The following is a 22,057-nucleotide window of genomic DNA, read 5'->3' on the forward strand; positions in this document are numbered from 1 at the left end:
CGTGACCGCACCCAATCCTGATTTCTGGCGGGGAAAGCGCGTTTTCCTGACCGGCCATACCGGTTTCAAGGGAGCCTGGGCTTCCCTGTTGCTTGCCCGTCTCGGTGCCGAAGTGACCGGATATGCGCTCGCGCCGGAAGGCACGGAAAGCCTCTTTGCCCTCGCCGGTTGCGACAAGGGCATCGACAGCCGGATCGGCGACATCCGCGATCGCGCCGGGCTTTCCGCGGCGCTGACCGAGGCACGTCCAGACATTGTGCTGCATATGGCGGCCCAGGCCCTGGTGCGCCGGTCCTATGCCGAGCCGGTTGAAACCTGGCAGACCAACGTGGATGGCACGCTGCATCTGCTGGAAGCCCTGAAGCCGCTTGGCCATCCGCCGGTCGTTCTGGTGATCACCTCCGACAAGGTCTACCGCAACGACGAGACCGGGCGGCCCTTCATCGAGGAAGATCCGCTCGGCGGCCATGACCCCTACTCGGCGTCCAAGGCGGCCTGTGAAATCCTCACCGCGAGCTGGCGCGACTGCTTCGCCGCCGACCATGGCATCCGCCTGGCAAGCGCCCGGGCCGGCAATGTGATTGGTGGCGGCGATTTCTCTCAGGATCGGATCGTGCCGGATATCTGGCGCGCGGTGCGGGACGATCAGGAGTTGCAGTTGCGCAATCCCGGAGCGACCCGGCCCTGGCAGCATGTGCTCGATTGCCTGAACGGTTATCTGCTTTACATCGAGGCGCTGGCGGGTGAGGGCGGTGTGCCGCTGTCGCTCAACTTCGGCCCGGCGGACAGCAAGGGCCGGACCGTGCGCGAGATCGCCGAGGACATTCTCTCCGCCATCCGGCCGGGCAGTGACTGGGCGCAGGCTGCCGACGCCGGTCCGCGGGAGATGGCCAAGCTGACCCTGGATACCAGCCGGGCGCGCGCGCTTCTGGGCTGGACGGATCATCTTGCCGGTGCGCGCCTGTCCGCCTGGACGGCGGACTGGTATCGCGCCTGTGCGGAAAGAGGCGACATGCGCGCGCAAACCCTGAGCCAGATCGACAGTTTCCTGAAAAACGCAGGCCAATCGCAATGACTGCAAACTCTCCCGCCTGCCGGTTCTGCGGCGCGCCCCTCGACACCCTGTTCGCCGATCTTGGCGAAACGCCGTTGTCCAATTCCTATGTCACCGAGGCCGACGTTGCCGCCGGCCGGGACACGGCGCATCCGCTGGTCGTACGGGTGTGTGGCTCCTGCTTTCTCGTTCAGGCGGACGAGGTGGTACGCCACGCCGATATTTTCGGTGCGGACTACACTTACTTTTCGTCCTATTCGGACAGTTGGGTCGCTCATGCCGGCCGGTATGCGGAGGCCATGCGGGCGCGTTTCGGTCTTGGCCCGTCTTCCCGGGTGATCGAGGTTGCCAGCAACGACGGCTATCTGTTGCAGCACTTCAAGGCGGCTGGGGTGCCGGTTCTGGGCGTCGAGCCCACCGCCAGTACGGCAAACGCGGCGATTGCCAAGGGCATCGACACCCGCATCGAGTATTTCGGCAAAGCCTTCGGCCAGAAGCTTGCGGCGGAAGGGATCCGCGCGGATCTGACGGCGGCCAACAATGTGCTCGCCCATGTTCCGGATATTCTCGACTTTGCCTGCGGGTTCACCGAAGTGCTGACGCCGGAGGGCGTGGCGACCTTCGAGTTCCCGCATCTTCTGAACCTGATCAATCTCGTGCAGTTCGACACGATCTATCACGAGCATTTCTCCTACCTCAGCCTGCTGGCGGTGGAGCGGGTGTTCGACAAGGCGGGCTTGCGCGTCTTCGACGCCGAGGAACTGCCGACCCATGGCGGGTCCCTGCGGGTCTTCGCCTGCCGCAAGGAGGCGGGCCATGCGGAGCAGCCGGGCGTTGCGGCCATCCGCGCCGCCGAACGGGCCGCCGGGCTCGACACGCTGGCCGGCTATGCCGGTTTCCCGGAAAAAATCCGGGCCTGCTGCGAGAGTTTCCGGGCCTTTCTGGACACGGCGCGCGCAGAGGGGCGCACGGTTGCCGCCTATGGCGCAGCAGCCAAGGGCAACACCTTCCTCAATGTGTGCGGGGTGACGGCGGAGGAGATCACCATGGTCGCCGACCGCAGCCATGCCAAGCAGGGCAAGCTGCTGCCGGGCAGCCATGTGCCGATCGTCGATCCGGCGGAACTGATCGCCTCCCGCCCGGACTATGTAGTGATCCTGCCGTGGAACCTGGCGGATGAGATCCGTGCCCAGTTGGGCGAGTTGGAACAGGGCGGAACCCGGTTCGTCACCGCCGTGCCCGAGACCCGGATCTTGTGATGCTGAGCTTCCAGGCGACCGACCTGCAGGATGTGGTGCTGGTGGAAACCGGCGCTCACCGGGACGAGCGTGGCGGCTTTGCTCGGCTTTACTGTCCTGAGGCCTTTGCCAAGGCGGGGATTGCCTTCACTCCCAGCCAGATCAACCTGTCGACCAATACGCTGCGCCACACCTTGCGCGGGCTGCATTTCCAGGCGCCGCCACGGGCCGAGGCCAAGTTCGTGCGGGTGGTGACCGGTGCGATCCACGACGTTGTGCTGGATCTTCGCCCGGACAGCCCGAGCTATCGCCGTTGGCAGGCGTTCGAGCTGTCGGCGGATAACCTGCGCGGCCTGTTCATTCCCGAAGGCTGCGCCCATGGCTTCCTGACCCTGGAGGATGACACCGGCGTTCTCTACCAGATGGGGCGCCCCTATGAGCCGGGACATGCCGCCGGCATTCGCTACGACGACCCGGCCTTTGCGATCGACTGGCCGGCGGCGCCGGTCTCGATCTCCAGGGCCGACCAGGAGTGGCCTCTGTTTGTCGGATAAAGGTGGGGCGCAGGTCCCATGTGCATTGATCATGCCAGTGCGTTGACCCCGTATTGCCGGGCAACGTACCATCGACCGTAAATTGTATTTTTCCTCAAGACATATGGACGATCTGATGCAGTCAGCGCTTTCACTCTTTCGTGGATTTGCCCGTTCGCGCCTCACTGCGCTTCTCGCGGCGCCTTTGCTTCTGGCTCTTGCCGGCCCGGCCGCCGCGCAGTCGGAAAGCCCGGCCAAGCCCGCTGGTGAGCCGGCCCCGAACTGGGTCGTGCAATGCGCCGAGGCCAAGGAGGGCAAGGCGAAGCAATGCCGCGCTTTGCAGAACATCGTCATGCAGAAGACCGGGCAGCGGCTGTTGACCGTGGTGGTGGAGCCGCGCGACAAGGCGCCGAACCATGCGCTGGTGCTGGCGCTGCCGCATGGCGTGTTCCTGCCCGCCGGAGCCTCGATTCAGGTTGACGACGGCAAGCCGGCGCCGATGGTGATCCAGACCAGCGATGCCAATGGTGCCTATGCGGGCATGGCGATCACCGACGACCTGCTCGCGTCGATGAAAAAGGGCGAAACCCTGAAGATTGCCTTCAAGACGGCACAGCGACAGGACCTGGCGGTGCCGGTCACCCTGATCGGCTTCACCGCCGCTTATTCGCAACTGGGCAAGGCGGCGACGAACTGACCCCGTTCGCGTCCTTCCCGCGACCGGGCTGAGGCCCGGCCCCCTGCGAGGGCGATGATTCTCGCCGCCCTCGCGTTTTGTCTGCAGGCTTCTTCAGGCGGCCTTGGCCGCGATCTGGCGCATCAGGTCCGGCCAGTTACGCATCGAGATGAGGTGGCAGTAGATCGCGCTGAGGGCGCCCGCCTTGCGCAGGTCAAGGAACGCCTCATCCGATAGGGCGTTCAGCCGGTTCTCGTCGACGATCTGGAAATCGGCCACCGTCAGCACTTCGCCCGAAGGCAGGGTGAAGCGGCCCTCGTTCGGCACCAGCAGGTCGTGCTCGGCCAGTTTTGCCAGAACCGCCTCGCTTTCCCGTGCTTCGCGCTGATAGGCCCCGCAAAACTCCAGCGCCTTGCGGGTCGCCTCGGTCGGCTCGCCCTTTTCGAACAGCGCCGTGTCGCCCTTCTTGCTCAGCTTGCCGCTCCGCGCATCGATGCACAGCGCGAATTCCGTGGAGGCGTCGTTGCGCGCGAGGATGAAGGGATAGCGGCGCACGTAGGAGGGCACGTAGACATCGTCTTTCCAGGCCCCATCGGCGTCTACGAAAACATTCTGGTCGCGCCGCAGGCCGAGCACGGCGATGGCCGCCGGTGGGGTGGTGTTGGCAGCGAAGACGATCGGATAGTGGCGCGCGGCCGGGGCGAATTCCACCGCATTGATCGGCACCGCGTGACATCCGCGGGCAAAATCGAAGTTGGGCCGGGTGTCCAGCGCCAGATCACCATGCCGATCCGCGCGCACCGGCTCAGGGGCTTGGTAGAAGAGCGGCAGCCCGGAGGGGGCCGCGCCGTCTGTGCGCGATGCGCCGGTTCCGGCAGAAGATTGCGTCATGGTGTCCAATTCCTCATTTGCAAAATAGGGGGGGGGCGATGGCCGGTGCTTCGGAAACTTTTTGTACAGTTCCAACGTCAAGTTGCCTAGAGTGGCGGGTACAGGCAATGCGCGGTATCGGCGCTCCGCCCAAGGGCTGTGCGCCTTGCGCGTGCGCAGACGGTGCATCAGGAGCAGGCATGACAGTTGACACGACCGGTCGGGCCCCGCATCGGGGCGTAACCTTCCAGGATCGGGAAGTCCTGCTGGATGGCGGTGCTTTCCACGGCTGCGTTTTTATCCGCTGTCACATGGTCTACGAAGGCGGCGTGCCGCCGGTGTTGTCGGGGTGTCACTTCGAGGGATGTCGGTGGGGTTTTGCCGGTGCGGCGGCGAACACGCTGCTCATGCTCGGGGCGCTGCGGCAGGGGGGCTTCGAGGCGGTGGTGGATAGGACCCTGGCCGCCATTCACGATGGCTCGGTTCTGAACAGCCCCGCGGCTGAGGCGGTGGCGTCGACGATGAATGTCTCGTCTTCGGCAACGGGCCGGGGGGCGATCGATCTGGGTTTCGGTACCTTCCCGATCCCCCGGATCCTTCGTCGGCGCCAGGCCGCGAATGATCCGACGGCGACCGAGTAACATCACAGGCAGAAGGTTTAAGGGAGCGACTTGCATGAACGACTGGCCTGCCCTTGAGATCCTGACGAAGGAGGATTTCGAAACGCGCCGCGACCGCAAACTGCATCTGGCCGCCGGCGGCGAAACCATGCCGCTTGAAATCACCGAGATCACGAAAATGGGTCAGTCACAGAGGAACGGCGGTGCGTTTTCGGTGGTGTTTCGGGGGCCTGCCGAACCGGTCGTCGACCAGGCGGTTCACTGTCTTGAGTTCGAGGGTATGAAACCACTGGAGATCTTTCTGGTGCCGGTTGGCGAGGACGCCGGTGGCCGGCTCTATGAGGCGGTCTTCGGCTGACGCGGCCATTGCCGTAAGAGACCAAACCGGCCGTCATGTCTGAGGATCGGCGACTGAGGGGGGCGGCCGGTTTCCTTATGGGCTGTGCGATCCACGCGGCATCAGCGCGGCGCCGGATCCCAGCGCATCAGGTGATAGACACCCTTGTCCTCCCGCTTGGTGAAGCCGAGACGGTGATAGAGACGCATCGCCGGGTTGTTGTGCTCCACATGGATGCCGACGCCGAGGCCAGCGCGCGTCGCCAGCGTCATCACGTCCCGCATCATCGCTTCGCCAAGACCCTGCCCACGGGCCTCTGGCAGAAGGGCGATGTCGATGATGCGAATTTCCGAGGGCCAGCGTTCCAGGTAGAGCCGTCCCGCCGGCTCTTGCCGCCACTCGACAAGGAGCCAGTCCGCATCCGGGTAATGCGCCATGTAATGGCTGTGCTGTGCCCGGAACTGCATGTCGAGAAAGGCCGATTTCTCGGCCTCGCTCCAGGGAAGGGGCGCGAGCTCCTCCGCCCGGGTCGATCCGTAAAGCAGGCTGAGGAACGGAAGATCGGCTTCCTGGATACGGCGAAACCGCAGACCGCGCGCCCGCGCACGCGGCAGGGAAGGCAGGCGGCGCCGGCCAGCGGTGCCGCCCGGAATGGCGAGCGCGTCGGCGGGCATCTCAGCCGGTCTGTGGCGGGGTCAGGTCCCGTACCACGCCAAAGGAGCCGATGCCGCCCTGCGCCAGCGTGTCCCACCCGGCTTCCCAACTGGTGGAATCGACCGTGTATTGTGAGAGGCACTGCAGATCGGCGTTGGCATCGACCCGCTGGAAGAGCGTCAGCCGGCCATCCGCATTGTAGTCCATGGCGATCTCGCCGAAACCGGAGGCTACGCCGATCTGTTCCCAGCCGATCCACTGCTGGAAGAGCGGGTCGATCTGCACATTGCCATGCACCCCCTTGTTCTCGTCGATTGCGACAAGGACGAGACGAGAGGCGGCATTGAAAGAGGCGGTCAGCGCGACCAGCGGAACGCCGGTCATGCCAAGCCGCGCCCAGGTCGACCAGGTTGCCTCTCCCGGCGGCTGTTGCCGGATCTGCACGACCTGGGCAAGGGCCCCGATCATGAAGATGTTGACCGCACCTTCCTTATCGAGAACCACAGCCGGCGCGGAGGTGGCGCCGCCGCTTGCACTGGTGTCGAGGCGCTGCCAGCCGGTCCAGTCCGTCACCTTCAGGGAGACGTCGGTCTTCTGCTGGTTGACGTAGACCTGCTTGTCCTCTGCCTCGGGGCCGATGGCCGCGATCAGCACGCGCCCGTCGGCATTGTTGCCCAGGGTGATGCGGGACACCGGGGTGTCGGTGCCAAGGGATTGCCAGTCGCTCCAGGGTGTCTCAGGCGGTGCGGCTTCATGGACGGTAATGGTGATCGGGTCGGTTTGCCCCGGCGGGACCTGCTCGATGGTCCTCTCGACGATCCGGTCCGGGTTCTGGTAGATCCACCAGACCGCGCCGGTCGCATCGTCGACGCCGAAGACCGCGACCCGACCGCCGGCGTTGACGGTCATGGCAAGCTGGGCAAAGCCGCCGCAACCGGCCGGCAGGCCGAGACTGACCGGTGCATTCCAGCGTTGTACGCCATCCGGTGCTGCTGGCGCTTCATCGATGTACTGGACGTCGGTTGAGGCCTTGGTCTGGGCCACCATGGCCACCCGGCCATCCAAGGTGGCACCGCTTGCCAGCACGCTGTAGGCGGTGTCGTTGATCCGGGTCCATTGCGTGGTCCATGCCCCGTTCGGCGCCGGCTGGGCGTTCCAGGAGAGCGTATCCCCGGCATTCACGTCGATGGCGATCACCATCAGCCGCGAAAGCTCGGCGAAGGGCGTTTCCGCTGGCGCGCCCTGCGGCAGGAACGCGTCCTCTTCCAGCTCGATTTCAGTTCTCTCGGCATCGCTCATGATCGCGCTCCTGTGCGAAAATCGTGTCGTGGCGGGGCCGCACTCAACCGCGGGAGGGATAGAGCCCCTGCAACGCGATGATGAAATTGATGGCCAGAAACGGCTGCAGGTTGTTGTGGGGCTGTGACCCGCCGGCGGGCAGCACCGCGGCATCCTCCATGGGGACAAGGTTGCTGCTCGTGTCGGTTTGATAGGCGAGGCCGCCCATCGACTGGGCCGGGACCTGGTTGGCAGAGGGCACCTGAGACGAGGCGCGGAACGAGTCCGCGCGCATCGTGTGCCGGTGCTGGGGCATCTGCGCTTCGGTCAAGGTCACCGTCTCGACGCCGCCGCGCTGACCCAGGCGCCGGGAGGTCAGCCCGGGGCCCCGGCCGGGATGCATCGGCGCGCGCCCTTCAAGGTTCGGCAAGGCGGTGGTGGTGCGGCCGTCGCCGCCATAGGTGGTGCCGATCAGCGAGAACAGCGCCGTATTCTGGGCAACGGGCAACAGTTGACCGTTGCAGAATGCCCAGCTTCTGGGAGCGAAATTGCCAGCGAAGATGCGGATCTCCGCAATGAAGGGTTCAGACATGGCGGGTCTCCCTCAATGCCGGCTGGGATAGATGCCGAACAGCGCGATGATGAAATTCACGCACAGATACGGCATCAGGTTGGTATGCGAGCGGCTGCCGCCGGTGTTGGTGATGGCGCTGCTGGCGAACTGATCGGTGGGGGAGGCGTCGGTGAAGATGGCGACGGTGGGGCTTTCACCGATCAGGGTATTTTGCGGCGAACTGACGGTGGCCATGTCGGTCATCGCATTGTAGGTGTGGCCATGCGAGGCGAGCTGATTGACCGTGAGGGTCACGTTCTCCGCACCGCCCTTGGCTCCCAGGCGCCGTTCCGACAGGCCCGGCCCATGGCCGGCATGGATCGGGATGCGCCCGCGCAGGTCCGGAAGCCCGAAGGTGGTGCGCCCGTCGCCGCCGTAAATGGTGCCAAGCAGGGAGAACAGGGCGTCGTTCTGTGAGACAGCGAGCAGTTGCCCGTCGCAAAAGGCCCATCCGCGAGGGGCGAAATTCCCCGCGAACATGCGAATTTCACCGACAAAGGGTTCGGACATTCAGGTGGCCCTCCCAAGCCTTCAAAGGGATCGGTCGTTCTGTCGTGGGGATCAGTTGCGTGAGGGGAACAGGCCCTGGAGGGCGATGCAGAAATTGACGGCCAGATAAGGCTGCATATTCTCATGCGCCTGGCTGCCGCCGACATGGGTCAGTGTTGCGGAACTGAGGGCTTGGCGCGATGCCGCCGATGAGGACGGGGTGTAAAGGTCTGGCGTCGCCGCCAGGATGTGACCGCCTGGCAGAATGTGATTGGCCGGCGTGTTGGAGGCATAGGCGATATGATCGTGCTGCGGCATCTCATTGGGACTGAGCGTGTGGGTTTCCTCGCCGCTCTTTTGGCCCAGCCGATGTTCGCTTCCTCCGTCACTGCGCCCCACATGGATCGGGGTGCGTCCGCGCAGGTCGGGGAGGGCGAAAGTGGTGCGCCCGTCGCCGCCATAGGTCGTCCCCAGCAGGGAATAAAGCGACTGGTTCTGGTTGATGGGCAGGATCTGCCCATCGCAAAAGCCCCAGCCACGTGGTGGGAAATTAAAACCCACCATCCGGACTTCGGCGAGGAATGGCTCGGACATACGGTGTTCCCCAATTTGGTCAGCGAGAGGTTTATTCAATTATAGATTGCTTAATTTATAGAAACCTCTCATGCGAGTATGTCGTCCTTCCGCTACGCAATCAAGGGTCTTGGCGCCGCTGCCAATGATAAATTTCCGGATCTCGCACCATCGTTGATCAGGGCAGCGGGCAAGCCCCGCCGCCCTGGATCACGCCGCCGCTAGCCAGGGACGTGGCGACGACTGGAGCGCCGGTGTTGCGGCCCTGCAGATACGCCTCGATCGCGGCGCCGTCATTCGCAGCTCCACCATAGCCATTGAGGTTGACGGTCGCGCTCGAATTCGCGCGGAGGGCGACTTCCTGGGCACTGGGTGTGGTGGTCGTCAGGTTGTTCTCATAGCCGGTGCCGCCAAGATCGAGGCAAAGCTGATTGCCGTCACGGCTGTCGGCGAAGACTGCCGCGAAGGCGAAGGCGGAACCGGTCTCCGTCACGGTGTTGTTGCGGACCGTTGCGTTCAGGATTGCCTGATTGGAGCTGCCGTCCTTCGCTGTGAGGGCGATGCCCACACCGCCGAAGTCATGGATCGTGTTGTTCTCGATCAGCGCGGTCATCGTGCCGGCGCTCGCGGACGTGGCATGTCCAAGGATCGTGAGGGAGATGCTATCGTAGCCGGCGGAGCCGATGACCCCCGCAGTGCCAATCGCGTTGCCGGTGATTGTGATCGCGTTACTGGAATTGCTGTTTGCGTGGTGAACCGCAATTGCGCCGCCGGAGAAGCCACCACCGACGGAGGTCATGGTATTGCCGCTGATCGTCGTTGAGGTGACAGTGGCGGTTCCGTCCAGGGTCAGTTGGATGTTGTAATCAGCGTTATTGCTGAAGCTGCTGTTCTGCACGGTGATCGTACCGATGGCGGCGCCGCTCAGCAGGTCGATGGAGATGCCATCCCGGTAAGAGCCCGTGGTGACATTCTGCAGGGTGCTGTCATCGAGCAGGAATGAGGTCATCCCCGTTGCGCCCGTTTCCTGGACCACGCGAATATTGGAGTCGTAATTGCCGGAGGCGATCAACTGCGACAGGTCGTAGGTGCCGCTGCCGTCAATAATACTCAGGCCATGCTCTGCATTTGCATTGCCGTTCGACGACAGGGTCATTCCGTTCAGTGTCAGGTTGTTCACGCGCAAGGCATCGATGCCTTGGTCGGCGGACCCCGTGACCGTCATGTGCGACAGGTTTACGTCAACCGTATTGATCAGCCAGATGCCAGTCCCTGTGCTGTTCCGGATCGTTCCGCCCGAACCGTTGCCGCCGCGCGCCGGGACGGACCCATCGCCGGTTACGGTAAGGCCGCCTGCCGTGCCGGTGGTTTTGAGGAGGATGCCAGAGGTCGCACCATTCGACGAGATCGACTGGAAGGTCAGTCCGGCGGCGCCGATGGTGGTGTCGGTGACATTGAGCGCTGTTCCGGTGGTGGTTGTCAGGGAGTTGCCCGCCCCTTGCACGGTGACCGTGCCGCCGCCGGCTGCGACGAAGCCCGCACCCGACGTCGCGTCGATATCGAGGCCGCCGCCGATGAAGTTGATCGCGGAACCCGCATTCCCGGTCAGGTTGACGGCGGTCTGCATGCCGCTGTTGATCGTCTTCGTGCCACCGGAGAAGTTGAGGGTGGTCCCGCTGACGCTGTTCGCCACCAAAAGGCCGGTCCCGGTGGACCCGGTGATCGTCATGTTTCCCGTCAGATTGACCGTGCCGCCGACGCCGAGGAGCCTCATGCCGGTCCCGGTGCTGCCGGTCGAACGGGTGTTCGTTGCGTTCAGGTTCAGCGTGGTGTTGCTGATGTCCAGCACCGCGCGGCCGTTCGATGTGAGGCCGCCCGCGCTCGTCGTGCCGATATTCAGCGTGCCCGTGTTGCTGGCAAGAATGGCCGAGGCGTTGACCGCGGAAATGCCCGTGATCGTACTGAAGGAGAATGTTCCGGTGTTGTTGACGAGTTTGACGCCGCCGCCGCTTTCTACCATGTCGTCGTGATCGATCCAAAGGGTGTCGATGGTGATGCCGCCCGCACCCAATGTCGTGTTGGCGATGTCGACCGCATAAGTGTCCGCGCCGAGGATGTTATTTGTTCGAATTGTACCGCCGGAAATGGTCAGTACGCCTCCGTCGTTGGCGACGATGGCCTGACCGGTCGTCAACGGTCCGCCTGTGCGAGGTTCGTCGTTGTAGACGAGACTGTTGAAGTTGATGGCTGCCGTACTGTTGTTCGTCAAGACGAAGCCGTCGCCTGCGGATGCGCTGGCGTTGGCATAATGGCGAACCTCGATCTGGCCCAGGAAGTCGGCGGTAAAGCTTGCAGCGGAATTGGTGATCGAAACGCCGCTGCCCGTCGGATTGCGAATAATCGAGCTGTTGTTCAGCGTGAAGCTGCCCGAGTTGTTGTCGAGGCGAATGCCGGTCGCGACATTGTCCGCCGTCGCGTCTGACCCGATGGTCACCGTGCCGAAGGAGAAAGTGCCCGAGGACGAGGAAATGTCGATGCCGTTCGCCGTGCTGCCGGCAATGTCCATCGAGTTGGCGGTGAAGGTGCCCGGGCCGCCAACGTTGGTCATGGTCACGGCATTGCCGGTGACCTTGCCGGACGAGGCGAGCGTGTCGAAGGCCATGCCGCCCGCATCGATCGTCACGCTGTTCAGCGAGATCAGCTGTCCGGTGGTGGTGTTGATCGTGTTGGTGCCGGTCGCGGTGCCGGTGAGGGAGCCGCCGCCCGAGCCGTCAAGCCGCAGGCCGCTGGTCAGCGCCAGACCGGAGAAATCGAAAGTGGAGGCGCCCGCAGTGGTGGCGACGTCGATTGCGTCGCCGCCGGTTCCGCCGCCGATGCTGCTGAACCGGATGATCAGGTCTTCGGCAGCCGCGTAGCTGGCGGCGATGCCATCGAACGTTCCGCCATTGGTGATCTGGACGTTCTGGATGCCGGAGGATCCGGCAAGGGTCACCGTGTCGCCGGTGGCGGAGGTCAGGGTCGGCAGCACCGTGTCGATGCCGGTAGCGGGGGCGGCGACCACCGAGGACGAGCCCATGCCGGTCAGCTTCACACTGGCCGGAGCCCCGCCGCCGGAGATCCCGAGGGTCGAAACGTCGATGCTCTCGCCGGCCTTGAGGCCGATCAGCACCTGCCCATCGGCAAGGTCAAGCGAGCTTTCTCCCTGGGCGTTCAGGTCGATCAGGTCGCTGACGCCGTTCACGTTGGTATCGATCAGCACGATCACATTGGCACCGGACGCCTCCGCCTCGCTGGCGGTGCCCGGGTCGGCGAAGGTGCCAAGGCCGGAGGTGCCTGCGTTGTCGATGACGAAGACGGTCGGGCCCGCCAGGTTGGCGACATTGCTGGCGCCGAAACCGACATCCTCGAAATTATACTCGCCGGTGGCCGTGGTGCCGGTCGTGACGATGGCGAAATTGCCGGCAATACCGGAGGTGTCGATCAGGCTGGCGACCGGGGCGGAGCCATCGCCATACTGGAAGCGGACGCCATTGGCGATGTCGGCATTGGTCAGGTCGATGCCGACCTGCACGCCCTGGATCGTGCCGGAATTGGTGGTGACCACATCCTTGCTGTTGTCGTAGCCGGTGAGGTCGATGCCTCTCGAGCCGGTCTGGCTCGTGCCGCTGATATCGAGGCTCGCGAAAGTGATCTGGCCGTCGAAGGTGCCGCCAGAGAGGTTCAGACCTGTTCCCGCGCCGAGATTGGTGATGTCGACATTGCCGAAGGACATGTTGCCGTTCGTGCCGGTCGCCCGGATGCCGTTGCCGCCCGCTCCCATGGCAATCGTCATGTCGCCAGTGGTGAGCGTTCCGGAGTTGCCAGTGAGGAGCAGACCGTCGCCACTGGCCAGCGTCAGGTTGACCGCGCCGAAGGTCATGTTCGACGAGACATTTGTCGCGGCGATCGCCGACCCCAGGGTTCCCGAGATCGAGGTTGTGCCGCTGACGGTGAACGCACCTCCGGTAATGGTGTGGAGCCCGAGGCCCGGGCCTGCGATATTCGTGCCTGTGATGGAGGTGAAATTGACGCCGCCGGCGCCAAAGGCAATACCCGCGAAGTTGGCGATCTGCGCGTTGTTGACCGCAAGTGATCCGGTGCCGACGGACAGCGTTCCGCCGTTCTGAACGATCATGCCGAAGCCGCCATCCGTCGCCACATCAATGTCGGCGAAACTGATCGTGACGGCCTGGGTGGCGTTGTCGATGAACACGCCGTGGCCACCAAGTGCGGTCGTGGTCCCCAGATCCAGCGTGCCGGTAAAGGAGACCGTATTCGCACCGGTCGCGCCGCTGGACCAGATGCCGGTGGTGCCGGCTCCGTTGGCGACGATCGAGCCGGCATGGGTGAAGCTGCCGCCAGAGCGGCCGGTGATCGACACTGCGGTTCCGGACGTATTGTCGATCGAGCTGGCGGTGTCGAAGGTGAAGACCGCGTCGCCGCCGCTGATCGCCAGCGTGTTGCCGCCGGAAATATCGACATTCGTGGCGTTGATGGTGCCGCCGGCGTTGTTGAACGCAATGCCGTTGGCCGCGCCGGAGATCGAGATGTTTTCAAGCGTCGTCGTGCCGGTGGTGTTGTTCAGCGTGATCGAGGTGCCGGTCACGCCGGTGCTGGTGACATTGCTGATGGAGGTGCCGGCGGCATTCAGCCGAATGTCATTGGCATTGCCGGAGAAGGTGACGCCGCTGATCGTGGTGTTGGTCGAGGGCGTGATCTCGATGCCGTAATTGGCGAAGTTGCTGATCCGCGACCGCTCGATCAGGGTTCCCGTGGCGCCGGCGCCATTGTCCTTGATGCCGCGCGCGGCAGTGCCATTGCCTTCCAGGTCGAGGCCGGCGATGCGGTTGCCGCTCGATCCCAGCGTGACAACATTGGCGCCGGCGCTGCTCGTCAGCGTCGCCGCGCCGTTGCCGGTCGGGTCGTCGATGGTCAGACCCGGGGCGAAGAGCTGGATGGTCGGCGGTACGGTGAGATTGACCACAATCGCCTGACTGCCGCCGGCCCCGTCACCGAAACTCAGCAATTGCTGGGTGTCTTTCAGGTTGAGGGTGTTGTCGCCATTGGTGCCTGCTGCGGTGATCGTGCTGCCATTGTTGATCAGGATGATGATATCGCCGGCCGCCGCTGCAAGTTCCGCAGCGGCAAGCGTCATCGGGTTCGCCGCATCCGAGCCGGACCCGTCGCCGCCGCCGCCCGCGCCATCGGCATCGACGAAGTAGATCCTGCCGATACCGAAGCCCTTGCCGGGGCTGCCTGCGAAGGCCACATCCTGGAAATTGTAGGTGCCGGCGACCGGGGCGGAACTGGCGTCGATGGCCGTCGTTGCGGCGATGGTCGATCCGGTATCGACACCGCTCTCGCCATCACCGAAGGTGAAATTGGCGTTTGAGGCCGCATTGAGGAACACACCGGTATCGACGCCGGCAATCGAGCTGGAGGCCCCGCCGGCGACCGTATCGCCAAGACGGATGGTCTGGCCGCCGAGCACACCGCGCAGGTCGACACCGATGGTGCCGGTGGCGCTGCTGCTGGTCAGGTCGAAATCATCGGCCGTCACGGCGGCGTTCAAGGTTGCGCCGCTGACGTCGAAACCGGTGCGGTTGTCGTTGTCGAGCGCAATGTCGATGTTGTCGAAATGGATCGTCCCGTCGATCGTGCCGGCGATCCTGATTGCGGCGGCATCGGCGGGAAGCGCTGGAATGAGCAGCGCGAGCGGCGCGCCAATCGTGCTGTCGGCTCCGGGGTTGGTGATGGTCACCTGGCCGAAGCTGATCGCGCCCGAGGTGTCGGTGATGCGGATCGCATCATCCACCGTATCGGCGATCGTCGTGGTTCCGGATACGGAGAAGCTTCCGGTATTGCCCTTGAGGTCGAGGCCGACCGTGGCGCCGCCGGTGGTAAATTCCCGGCCGGCACCTGGCGCCGGCATCGCTGTCGACTGGATGTCCAGGGTGTTGAAGCTGATATTCGCCGCGGAATTGGCCACTGCGACTGCAGTGACCGTGCTCCGCAGGTAATTGCTGCCGATTTGGGAGGCGACTTCCGGGGACAGGATCGTGGTCGCGCCGGTCACGGTGAAGGCGCCGGTGAAGTTCTCGATTTGGAGGGCATTCCCGCCGGTCAGCCGGGTGAGAGACAGCTCGCTCAGGGTGATGGTGCCGGAAACCGGCCCGCCGCCGCCGAGCGACATCCTGTCGCCGGAAACCGATCCGTCGGCGATGTTCACGGCAAGACCCGGCTGATTGCCCTCGACCTGCAGGGTCGTGCTGTAGACATTGGCATCGTAGTCGTCGAAGGCGATCGTGCCTTGGTTCCGGCCGGCGGACGTCGTGAAGAAGACGCCGCTTCTGATCGCCTGCGCGGCGCTGCCTGCCTGGAAGCGGCCTCCGGCAACGGTCTGCAATCCGGCGGTCGCAAGATCGCTGTCGAAGGTCACGCCACTGAAGGTGACGCCATTGCCGAACAAGGTCGGGTCGAAGGCAGTGGCATCGCCAACCAGCGTGTTGTCGGAGAAATCGGTGACGATCAGGTTTCCTGCAGGGCCATGGCCGAACAGGCGAACGCTGCTGTCCTCCGTCTTGAAGGTCGAGTTGGCAATGGAGACGATCGCCCGGTCGTCGCCCTGGGTCTCGACAAGGATGCCGAATTCGTTTTGGGCAACCGCCGCGCCCGAGGCATCGTGGTTGATGGTGAGGCCATTGATGTCCAGCGTCAGGCTACGTGTCGCGCCGACATCGTTCTGGAGGACCTTGACGCTGCTGAAATTGCTGCCGGAGGCCACCGTGTTCAAGGTGCCGCCCTTCAGGGTGAAGGTGCCGTCGACATTCTGGAGCAGCATCGAGTCCATATTGGCGTTGGTCGCAATGACCTCGTCAAATGTGACGTTGCTGTTGATGCCATTCAGTTCAATCACACGCGCGTTGGCCGCAGTCACCCTCTCGCTTGCCGCGTCACTGATCCGCAGCGTGCCGCCGCCGAAGGCGAGCAACCCGGTGTACCCCTGCGTGGCGATGTCGAGGCCGCCATCGAAGGCAATGGTCGAGGTTTGTCCGTTGTTGTCGATGTTGACGCCCAAGCCGCCACCGAGCGCTGTTGTGGTGCCCAGCGACACCTGACCGCCGAAGGTGACGTCGCTGGCGCCCGTTGCGCTGTGGACGACAATGCCGGAGGCACCGGCGCCGTTGGACGAAATCGTGCCGTAATGGCTGAAGCTGCCGCCGATGCGACCGGTGATCGACACCGCGGCCCCGGCGGTATTGTCGATCGAACTGGAGGCGTTGAAGGAAATCGCCGCATCCCCGCCGGATACGGCAAGCGCATTGCTGCCGGTGATGTCGACGTTGTTGCCGGTAACGGTCCCCTGGGCATTGATGATGGCGACGCCCGTTCCGGAGGTGTTGTTGACCGACACGTTGGTCAGGGTCACGGCACCGGTGGTGTTGGCAAGGGAGATGCCGTTGACGGCGGTCGTGCCGCCCGAACCGATGGTGACCCCTTCGATGGTCAGTCCGGAAATGCCCGAGCCCGACAGCGCCGTCCCTGCGCTGCTGCCCAGGGTGATGTTGCGCACCGCATTGTTGTTGCCCACCTCAATGGTGCTGACCGCGCCCGACGAATTGGTCAGCGTGGCCGCGCCATTGCCGGTCGGGTCGGAAATGACCGTCGAGCCTGCGGGGATGTTGTCGCCGGTGATGTTGGCGGCGACCAGAAGGCCGGCATCGACAAAGGTGCGGCCGTCGCCGAAGGTGTCGACGGTCTGGTTGTCAGCAAGGGCGAAGGTGAGACCCGCCGTGTCGATTGCCGCGCCATCGTTGATCAGGATGAAGTTGACGGTGCCAAGGCCACCAGCGGCGCCAATCGCGGTGGAGATGGAGGCCCGGTTGTCGACCGAGGAGCCATCCCCGGTGCCGGTCGCCGTGGCGGCGACGAAATAGTTCGGCGTGCCTGCGGACAGGAAGTTGAAGCCACCTGTGAAGGTGGTGGTGCCGAAGGAGTAGCTGCCGTTCGCGGCGTTGACGCCGATACCGTCCAGCGCGAAGGCAAGCCCGCCGATGTCACCGCCACCCCAGGTGAACACCGCATTCGGCGCGGCGAAGGCCGCGCCATTGGTGCCGAGGACGATGCCCGTGCCCACATTGGTGATGGTGCCGCCATTGGTGATGGTGACACTGCGCCCGTTCAGCGTGCCGGAAATGTCGACGCCCTTGCTGCCGGCAACACCAGTGCCGGTGACGTCCAGGCTCTGCATCGCGAGCGTGGCGTCGGCGCCCGCCATATTGAGACCGGTTCCCCCGCCAAGACCGGTGATGTCCACATCGCCGAAAGTCAGGGTCGCGTTGGTCGTGCCGCTGAGGTCGATACCGTCGCTGGACGCCGCCGCGCCCAGGCCGTTGATCTCGGTGGTGCCGGAAAAGCCGTAGCTGCCGCCGCCGCTGACCTGGATCCCGTCGCCGCCGACCGTGTTGGCGGTGAAATCGGTGACATTGATCACGCCGGTGTTGTTGGTGAAGGTCAGCGCGTTGCCGGTGACATTGCTGATGCTGACCGTCGACAAGTTTGTCGTGCCGGTGTTGTTGGCAATGGTGATGCCGCTGCCGGCGCCGTTGATGGTGATGTTCGACAGGGTGGCGGCGTGGTTGTTCAGGAAGATGGCGCTGCCGCCGATGCCGCTGAACGAGAGGTTCGATAGCGTCAGGTTGCTGGCGCCGGTGATGTGAATGCCGTCGCCCGTGGTGTTCTGCAGCGACAAGTCCTGCAAGGTGGCATCGGCAACGCCGCTGCCGCCTACCGCGATGGCGCCGCCCTGGATCGTCAGGTCGCGGATGGTCGCGCCGTTGGCGAGGGTGACCGTGGTGACGCCCGGGTCGCCATCGATGGTGCCATTGGTGCCCGACAGCAGAAAATTGGTGGTGGTTCCGTCGCTGAGCTGCACCGCGACCGTCTCGCCGCCGCCGGTCAGGATCTGCCCCTGCTGCAGGGTGATGCCGGAGGTGGAAATGGTGCCGTTGTCGCCCAGTGCGATCACCAGCCCGTCAACACCGGCATTCGCCACCGCCGTTGCCAGGGACGTCGGGTCGGCGAAAGAGCCGGTGCCGCCGCCGACGCTGTCGGCATAGTAGACCCCGCCGTAGACCCGGCCGGTTTCCGGGTTGATCACGGCCACGCTGCTTGCGGCGGACGTGCTCGTCTTGTTGCCCGCGCGGATGCCCTTGTCGCGGCGCACGCCTTCGGTCATCCGCTGTTCCAGCGGCGACAGGGTGCTGCGGGTGCCCGCATCCGTGGTGCCGCCGAACAGCGGAATCCGCAGCCGTGCGCTCGCCAGCGCGTCCAGATCGTCCTCGCTGTCGAGCACCAGTTCCGCGCCGAGGGTAAAGCGCGAGCCGGAGAAGCCGAGCACGTCGTCGATCCGGTATTCCAGACCAATCCGGCCGCCGCTCTGGGTGTCATACCCGTCCCGGTCGTAGACATAACCGCCCAAATAGGTGCGCAGCTTTTGTTTTTCGCCAAAGGGCGAGGCGAACAGCGCGCCGATCTCACCGGTCAGGCCGTAAAGCAGTGCTTCGGAGCTGTTGATCCGGGTGCGGTTCTCCACCAACTGGTTGTTGGTGATGCTGACGCCGTCCGACCGAAGCGTCGATCCGGCCGAGGTGCCGCCGCCGATCGGAATATGCGCATTCAGCCGCAGGTCGAAGATCGAGGTGAAGGCCTCAAGGCCGAGGGTCGCGCCGCCAAAGTAGTTGCCATTGTCGGTCTTGACCGCATCGGCAAACACATTGGCGCCAAGGATCAGGTCCGGGCCGACAATACGGCGCAGCCCGAGGCCCACGGATGTTGAGCCGCGTGCATTCTCCCCCACGTCCAGTCTCAGGTCGAGGAAGACGAGCGATTCGCCGTCCTGGGCGAGCGGCACGAAGCCTTCCAGGAAGCCGGCCGCTTCGGATCCGGCCTGTGCGCCCAACTCGCCCCAGGGCCCCCAGACGGGCGCCGCGTCCTGTGCGTTGGCGGAGGCGCTTGCGCCCGCCAGCAGCGCGGCCGCGCAGGAGGAGGAGAGGAGTTCTCGTCCGGCGCCTTTCAGGAACCGGGAATGGGGGACCGGATAGGAAATGACACTCTCCCAGGAGTTCGGCGGGCAAAACACTGTCCGAGTGGGGAAGGGGGTGCAAAAGAACCTCTTCCACCATCAGTAGAAATCAATTCTCAATTACGCTGCGTAAAAATCCTAAGGCAATATCCATACTTGAGGTTGTGGTTGACGGCGGTTGGATTTTGGTGTGGCTGTTGCGAAAATGCGACAGGCGACGGGTGTTCAGCCTGCCAGGCAACCATAAGAGGTGGAACTGTGTGCCGTCCGGCGAGAGCCTTCGGAGGCCTGGCATGAGGATGCGCCGGACCGGGATCGATCAGGAAAAGGAAGAGCCGTTGTTTCAGTTAAATCCGGAAGTGCTGTCCGAGGAGGCATTTGCGCCCTATGGGCGCGTGATCGATGCCGATGCGAGCCGCAGCCATCTGATCAACGATGGCCGGACGCGGCGGTTTCACGCGCTGGCGAGTGCCGAGCCGGGGGAGGAGGGCGAGGCGATTCTGTCGATCTTTCGTGGCACGCCCTGGCCGACACCTGTCGAGATCCGGATGCTGGAACGTCATCCGCTGGGGGCGCAGGCTTTCGTGCCGATGGAGCGACACCCCTGGCTTGTGGTCGTGGCCGAGCGGCCGGAAGCCGCTGCCTGCCGCTGTTTTCTGGCGCGGGGGGATCAGGGCGTTCAGATCGCCCGTGGCGTCTGGCACCATCCGCTGCTCGTGCTGCAGCCGATGCAAGACTTTCTGGTCGTCGACCGGGCCGGGCCGGGCAACAACCTGGAGGAGGTGCATTTCGCCGACGGAGACTGGGCGCGCATCGCCCCGGTCTGAGTGTTTTCTCCCGGGCGCGGACGCTGCGCCCGGGAAGCTGTTTGGGCCGAAACGATCAGAAGGCGAGCTTCGGCAGGAAGGTGGCAACCGACGGCCAGAGCCAGATCAGCGCCATGCCAAGGATCTGCAGCCCGATAAACGGCACCACGCCGCGGTAGATCTGACCGGTGGTGATCTCCTTCGGTGCGGCCCCGCGCAGGTAGAACAGGGAAAAGCCAAAGGGCGGGGTCAGGAACGAGGTCTGCAGGTTGATGGCGATCAGGATCGACAGCCAGACCGGATCGTGGCCCATCATGATCAACACCGGGGCGACCAGCGGCAGCAGGATCACCGAGATTTCCACGAAATCGAGGAAGAAGCCGAGCACGAAGATCAGGGCCATCACGAACAGGAGCGCCGCTTGCGGCCCGCCGGGCATGTTCGCCAGGAACTCCTCCACCCGCAGATCGCCGCCAAGGCCCCGGAACACCAGCGAGAACACGCTGGCGGTCAGGATCGTGGCGAAGATCATCGCGGTGACGCTCATGGTCGAGGTCATCACCGGCTTGAGCACGCCGCCGCGGAAGGTGCGGTGAAGCGCCTGGGCGATGGCGGCGGCGGCAATCAGCACCAGGACGGTGGCGAGACCACCGACCAGCCAGTCAGTGAGGCCAGCATCCGAACGTTGCAGCCGCACCGGATGGATGCCGATCAGAACGGCAAGAAGGCCAAGCGCGGCGGCGCCGGCGAACACCAGTCGGTTCGCGCCTTTCGACTGACGGGCGCTGGCCATCAGCAGGGCGCCGATGGCCCCGACCGAGGCGGCCTCGCTCGGGGTGGCGATGCCGCCGAGGATCGAGCCGAGCACGGCGATGATCAACAGCACCGGCGGCAGGATGGCGGCGGCGATCTCGCGCCGGGCGGGGCGGACGTCGAGCGCCTTCATCGCCGGCGCCGAGGCGGGGTTCAGCCAGGCCTTGGCGAGCAGGTAGAGAATGTAGATGCCGACGAGGGTGAGGCCCGGCAGCAGCGCCGCGGCGAAAATCTGCCCGACCGAGATGGTGTCGATGGTGAACTTGCCCTCCCGGAACTGGGCCTGCTGATAGGCATTCGACATCACGTCGGAGAGGATGATCAGCAAGGTGGAGGGCGGGATGATCTGCCCGAGCGTGCCGGAGGTGCAGACGATGCCGGAAGCGAGTTTCGGGTCGTAGCCGTTGCGCAGCATGGTCGGCAGGGCGATCAGCCCCATGGCGACCACCGTGGCGCCGACGATGCCGGTGGAGGCGGCCAGCAGCGCGCCGACCAGCACCACGGAGATGCCGAGCCCACCGCGCAAGGGGCCGAACAGCCGGCCGGCGGTTTCCAGCAGGTCCTCGGCGATGCGGCTTTTCTCCAGGACGATGCCCATGAAGACGAACAGCGGAATGGCGATCAGCACCTGGTTGGTCATCAGCCCGAAGGCGCGCTGGCCAAGGGCGCCGAGCAGGCCCGGGTCGAACTGACCGGTGAGCCAGCCGAGAAGGGCGAACAGGGTCGCGACACCGGCGAGGGTGAAGGAGACCGGGTAGCCGATCAGGATGGCGCCGATCAGCGCCGCGAACATCAAGAGGTCAAGGGGCAGGGTCATGCGCCCTCCTTATGGGCGGAAAGACGCGCCAGATCCCGAAACAGGCAGGCAAGCCCCTGGATGGCGACCAGCAGGCAGAAGGCGGGGATCAGGGATTTCAGCAGGAAGGAGGCGGGAATGCCGCCGACCGAGATGGCTCCTTCGAGCACGGACCAGGAATTGCGCACGGACGGGTAGGCGTACCAGGCAAGCACCGCCATCGACGGCAACAGGAACAGGACGCTTCCGGCCGCGTCGATCATCGCCTGCCGGCGGCGGGACATCTGGGAATAGAAGATATCGACCCGCACATGCCCGTCGACCAGCAGCGTGTAGCCGGCGCCCAGCATGAACAGGGCGGAGTGCATGTAGAGCACGCCCTCGTTCAGGAAGACGAAGCTGACGCCATAGACATAGCGCAGCAGCACGACCGCGAATTGCAGAAGGATCATGGCAAGGGCCAGCCAGCGCACCAAGGCACCGGTCGCCCGGTTGATGGTGTCCAGCCTGTCGGCGAAGCGGGTGAGCACGGTGCGGGGTCCTCGTGACCTGGCTGTCGCGCTGGCGCCCGCTTGAGGGGAGGC

General features: G+C 64.6%; 16 protein-coding genes. 7 read left to right on the plus strand and 9 right to left on the minus strand.

Annotation, left to right across the window (positions count from 1 at the left end):
* Position 1 precedes the first annotated feature (1 nt).
* The 4 genes from rfbG (at position 2) to LC062_RS12060 (ending at position 3,522) form a co-directional block, all read left to right on the plus strand.
* Positions 2 to 1,075, plus strand: coding sequence for a CDP-glucose 4,6-dehydratase (gene rfbG, locus LC062_RS12045; RefSeq protein WP_224911280.1), 1,074 nt, complete (start codon positions 2 to 4; stop codon positions 1,073 to 1,075).
* Positions 1,072 to 2,313 (plus strand): class I SAM-dependent methyltransferase, encoded by a 1,242-nt coding sequence (locus LC062_RS12050; protein WP_224911281.1) that lies wholly within the window; start codon positions 1,072 to 1,074, stop codon positions 2,311 to 2,313. Before rfbG ends, LC062_RS12050 begins: the two co-directional genes overlap by 4 nt.
* Positions 2,313 to 2,846, plus strand: a complete 534-nt coding sequence (locus tag LC062_RS12055) for a dTDP-4-dehydrorhamnose 3,5-epimerase family protein (protein ID WP_224911282.1) — start codon at positions 2,313 to 2,315, stop codon at positions 2,844 to 2,846. Before LC062_RS12050 ends, LC062_RS12055 begins: the two co-directional genes overlap by 1 nt.
* 115 nt (positions 2,847 to 2,961) lie before the next feature.
* A complete protein-coding gene (locus LC062_RS12060) occupies positions 2,962 to 3,522 on the plus strand; it encodes an invasion associated locus B family protein (RefSeq protein WP_224911283.1) in 561 nt (186 codons plus the stop codon).
* A gap of 93 nt (positions 3,523 to 3,615) precedes the next feature.
* On the opposite strand, the gene LC062_RS12065 is transcribed toward LC062_RS12060, so the two are convergent.
* Entirely contained in the window at positions 3,616 to 4,392 is a 777-nt protein-coding gene (locus LC062_RS12065; RefSeq protein ID WP_224911284.1) for a SapC family protein, read from the minus strand.
* A 179-nt stretch (positions 4,393 to 4,571) separates the two neighbouring features.
* Between LC062_RS12065 and LC062_RS12070 the strand changes: the two genes are divergently transcribed.
* Together LC062_RS12070 and LC062_RS12075 are read left to right on the plus strand one after the other, a co-directional pair.
* Complete coding sequence (locus tag LC062_RS12070) at positions 4,572 to 5,012, plus strand: hypothetical protein (protein ID WP_224911285.1); 441 nt, start codon at positions 4,572 to 4,574, stop codon at positions 5,010 to 5,012.
* 34 nt (positions 5,013 to 5,046) lie between these two features.
* Positions 5,047 to 5,349 carry a DUF6916 family protein gene (locus LC062_RS12075; protein WP_224911286.1) on the plus strand — a complete coding sequence of 101 codons (303 nt, stop codon included), beginning with the start codon at positions 5,047 to 5,049 and terminating at the stop codon, positions 5,347 to 5,349.
* 101 nt (positions 5,350 to 5,450) lie between these two features.
* Here the strand turns inward: LC062_RS12075 and LC062_RS12080 are convergent, their stop codons facing one another.
* From LC062_RS12080 to LC062_RS12105, 6 genes are all read right to left on the minus strand, one after another.
* Complete coding sequence (locus LC062_RS12080; RefSeq protein ID WP_224911287.1) at positions 5,451 to 6,002, minus strand: GNAT family N-acetyltransferase; 552 nt, start codon at positions 6,000 to 6,002, stop codon at positions 5,451 to 5,453.
* A gap of 1 nt (position 6,003) precedes the next feature.
* Positions 6,004 to 7,281 carry a hypothetical protein gene (locus LC062_RS12085; RefSeq protein ID WP_224911288.1) on the minus strand — a complete coding sequence of 426 codons (1,278 nt, stop codon included), beginning with the start codon at positions 7,279 to 7,281 and terminating at the stop codon, positions 6,004 to 6,006.
* Between the two features lie 43 nt (positions 7,282 to 7,324).
* The gene (locus tag LC062_RS12090; protein WP_224911289.1) at positions 7,325 to 7,852 is read right to left on the minus strand and encodes a phage tail protein; all 528 of its coding nucleotides are present in this window, start codon (positions 7,850 to 7,852) and stop codon (positions 7,325 to 7,327) included.
* Between the two features lie 12 nt (positions 7,853 to 7,864).
* Positions 7,865 to 8,383 carry a phage tail protein gene (locus tag LC062_RS12095; protein WP_224911290.1) on the minus strand — a complete coding sequence of 173 codons (519 nt, stop codon included), beginning with the start codon at positions 8,381 to 8,383 and terminating at the stop codon, positions 7,865 to 7,867.
* 51 nt (positions 8,384 to 8,434) lie between these two features.
* Positions 8,435 to 8,956, minus strand: coding sequence for a phage tail protein (locus tag LC062_RS12100; RefSeq protein WP_224911291.1), 522 nt, complete (start codon positions 8,954 to 8,956; stop codon positions 8,435 to 8,437).
* A gap of 157 nt (positions 8,957 to 9,113) precedes the next feature.
* Positions 9,114 to 19,115, minus strand: coding sequence for a right-handed parallel beta-helix repeat-containing protein (locus LC062_RS12105; protein WP_224911292.1), 10,002 nt, complete (start codon positions 19,113 to 19,115; stop codon positions 9,114 to 9,116).
* A 236-nt stretch (positions 19,116 to 19,351) separates the two neighbouring features.
* Between LC062_RS12105 and LC062_RS12110 the strand changes: the two genes are divergently transcribed.
* Positions 19,352 to 19,885 carry an ureidoglycolate lyase gene (locus tag LC062_RS12110; protein WP_404829713.1) on the plus strand — a complete coding sequence of 178 codons (534 nt, stop codon included), beginning with the start codon at positions 19,352 to 19,354 and terminating at the stop codon, positions 19,883 to 19,885.
* Between the two features lie 55 nt (positions 19,886 to 19,940).
* Here LC062_RS12110 and LC062_RS12115 read toward each other — a convergent pair whose 3' ends face one another.
* The gene (locus tag LC062_RS12115) at positions 19,941 to 21,494 is read right to left on the minus strand and encodes a TRAP transporter large permease (protein ID WP_224911293.1); all 1,554 of its coding nucleotides are present in this window, start codon (positions 21,492 to 21,494) and stop codon (positions 19,941 to 19,943) included.
* Positions 21,491 to 22,003, minus strand: coding sequence for a TRAP transporter small permease subunit (locus LC062_RS12120; protein ID WP_224911294.1), 513 nt, complete (start codon positions 22,001 to 22,003; stop codon positions 21,491 to 21,493). The genes LC062_RS12115 and LC062_RS12120 overlap by 4 nt, the downstream gene beginning before the upstream one ends.
* Positions 22,004 to 22,057: the final 54 nt, after the last annotated feature.

Source organism: Stappia indica, from assembly GCF_020177335.1.
In the GTDB taxonomy this organism is placed as follows: domain Bacteria; phylum Pseudomonadota; class Alphaproteobacteria; order Rhizobiales; family Stappiaceae; genus Stappia; species Stappia indica_B.

Bases quoted from the DNA above. Each gene is read 5' to 3' on its own strand.
- LC062_RS12085 (WP_224911288.1), bottom strand. From the start codon at position 7,281: ATGAGCGATGCCGAGAGAACTGAAATCGAGCTGGAAGAGGACGCGTTC.
- LC062_RS12050 (WP_224911281.1), top strand. From the start codon at position 1,072: ATGACTGCAAACTCTCCCGCCTGCCGGTTCTGCGGCGCGCCCCTCGAC.
- LC062_RS12075 (WP_224911286.1), top strand. From the start codon at position 5,047: ATGAACGACTGGCCTGCCCTTGAGATCCTGACGAAGGAGGATTTCGAA.
- LC062_RS12115 (WP_224911293.1), bottom strand. From the start codon at position 21,494: ATGACCCTGCCCCTTGACCTCTTGATGTTCGCGGCGCTGATCGGCGCC.
- LC062_RS12100 (WP_224911291.1), bottom strand. From the start codon at position 8,956: ATGTCCGAGCCATTCCTCGCCGAAGTCCGGATGGTGGGTTTTAATTTC.
- LC062_RS12090 (WP_224911289.1), bottom strand. From the start codon at position 7,852: ATGTCTGAACCCTTCATTGCGGAGATCCGCATCTTCGCTGGCAATTTC.
- LC062_RS12055 (WP_224911282.1), top strand. From the start codon at position 2,313: ATGCTGAGCTTCCAGGCGACCGACCTGCAGGATGTGGTGCTGGTGGAA.
- LC062_RS12065 (WP_224911284.1), bottom strand. From the start codon at position 4,392: ATGACGCAATCTTCTGCCGGAACCGGCGCATCGCGCACAGACGGCGCG.
- LC062_RS12110 (WP_404829713.1), top strand. From the start codon at position 19,352: ATGAGGATGCGCCGGACCGGGATCGATCAGGAAAAGGAAGAGCCGTTG.
- LC062_RS12095 (WP_224911290.1), bottom strand. From the start codon at position 8,383: ATGTCCGAACCCTTTGTCGGTGAAATTCGCATGTTCGCGGGGAATTTC.
- LC062_RS12080 (WP_224911287.1), bottom strand. From the start codon at position 6,002: ATGCCCGCCGACGCGCTCGCCATTCCGGGCGGCACCGCTGGCCGGCGC.
- LC062_RS12070 (WP_224911285.1), top strand. From the start codon at position 4,572: ATGACAGTTGACACGACCGGTCGGGCCCCGCATCGGGGCGTAACCTTC.
- LC062_RS12060 (WP_224911283.1), top strand. From the start codon at position 2,962: ATGCAGTCAGCGCTTTCACTCTTTCGTGGATTTGCCCGTTCGCGCCTC.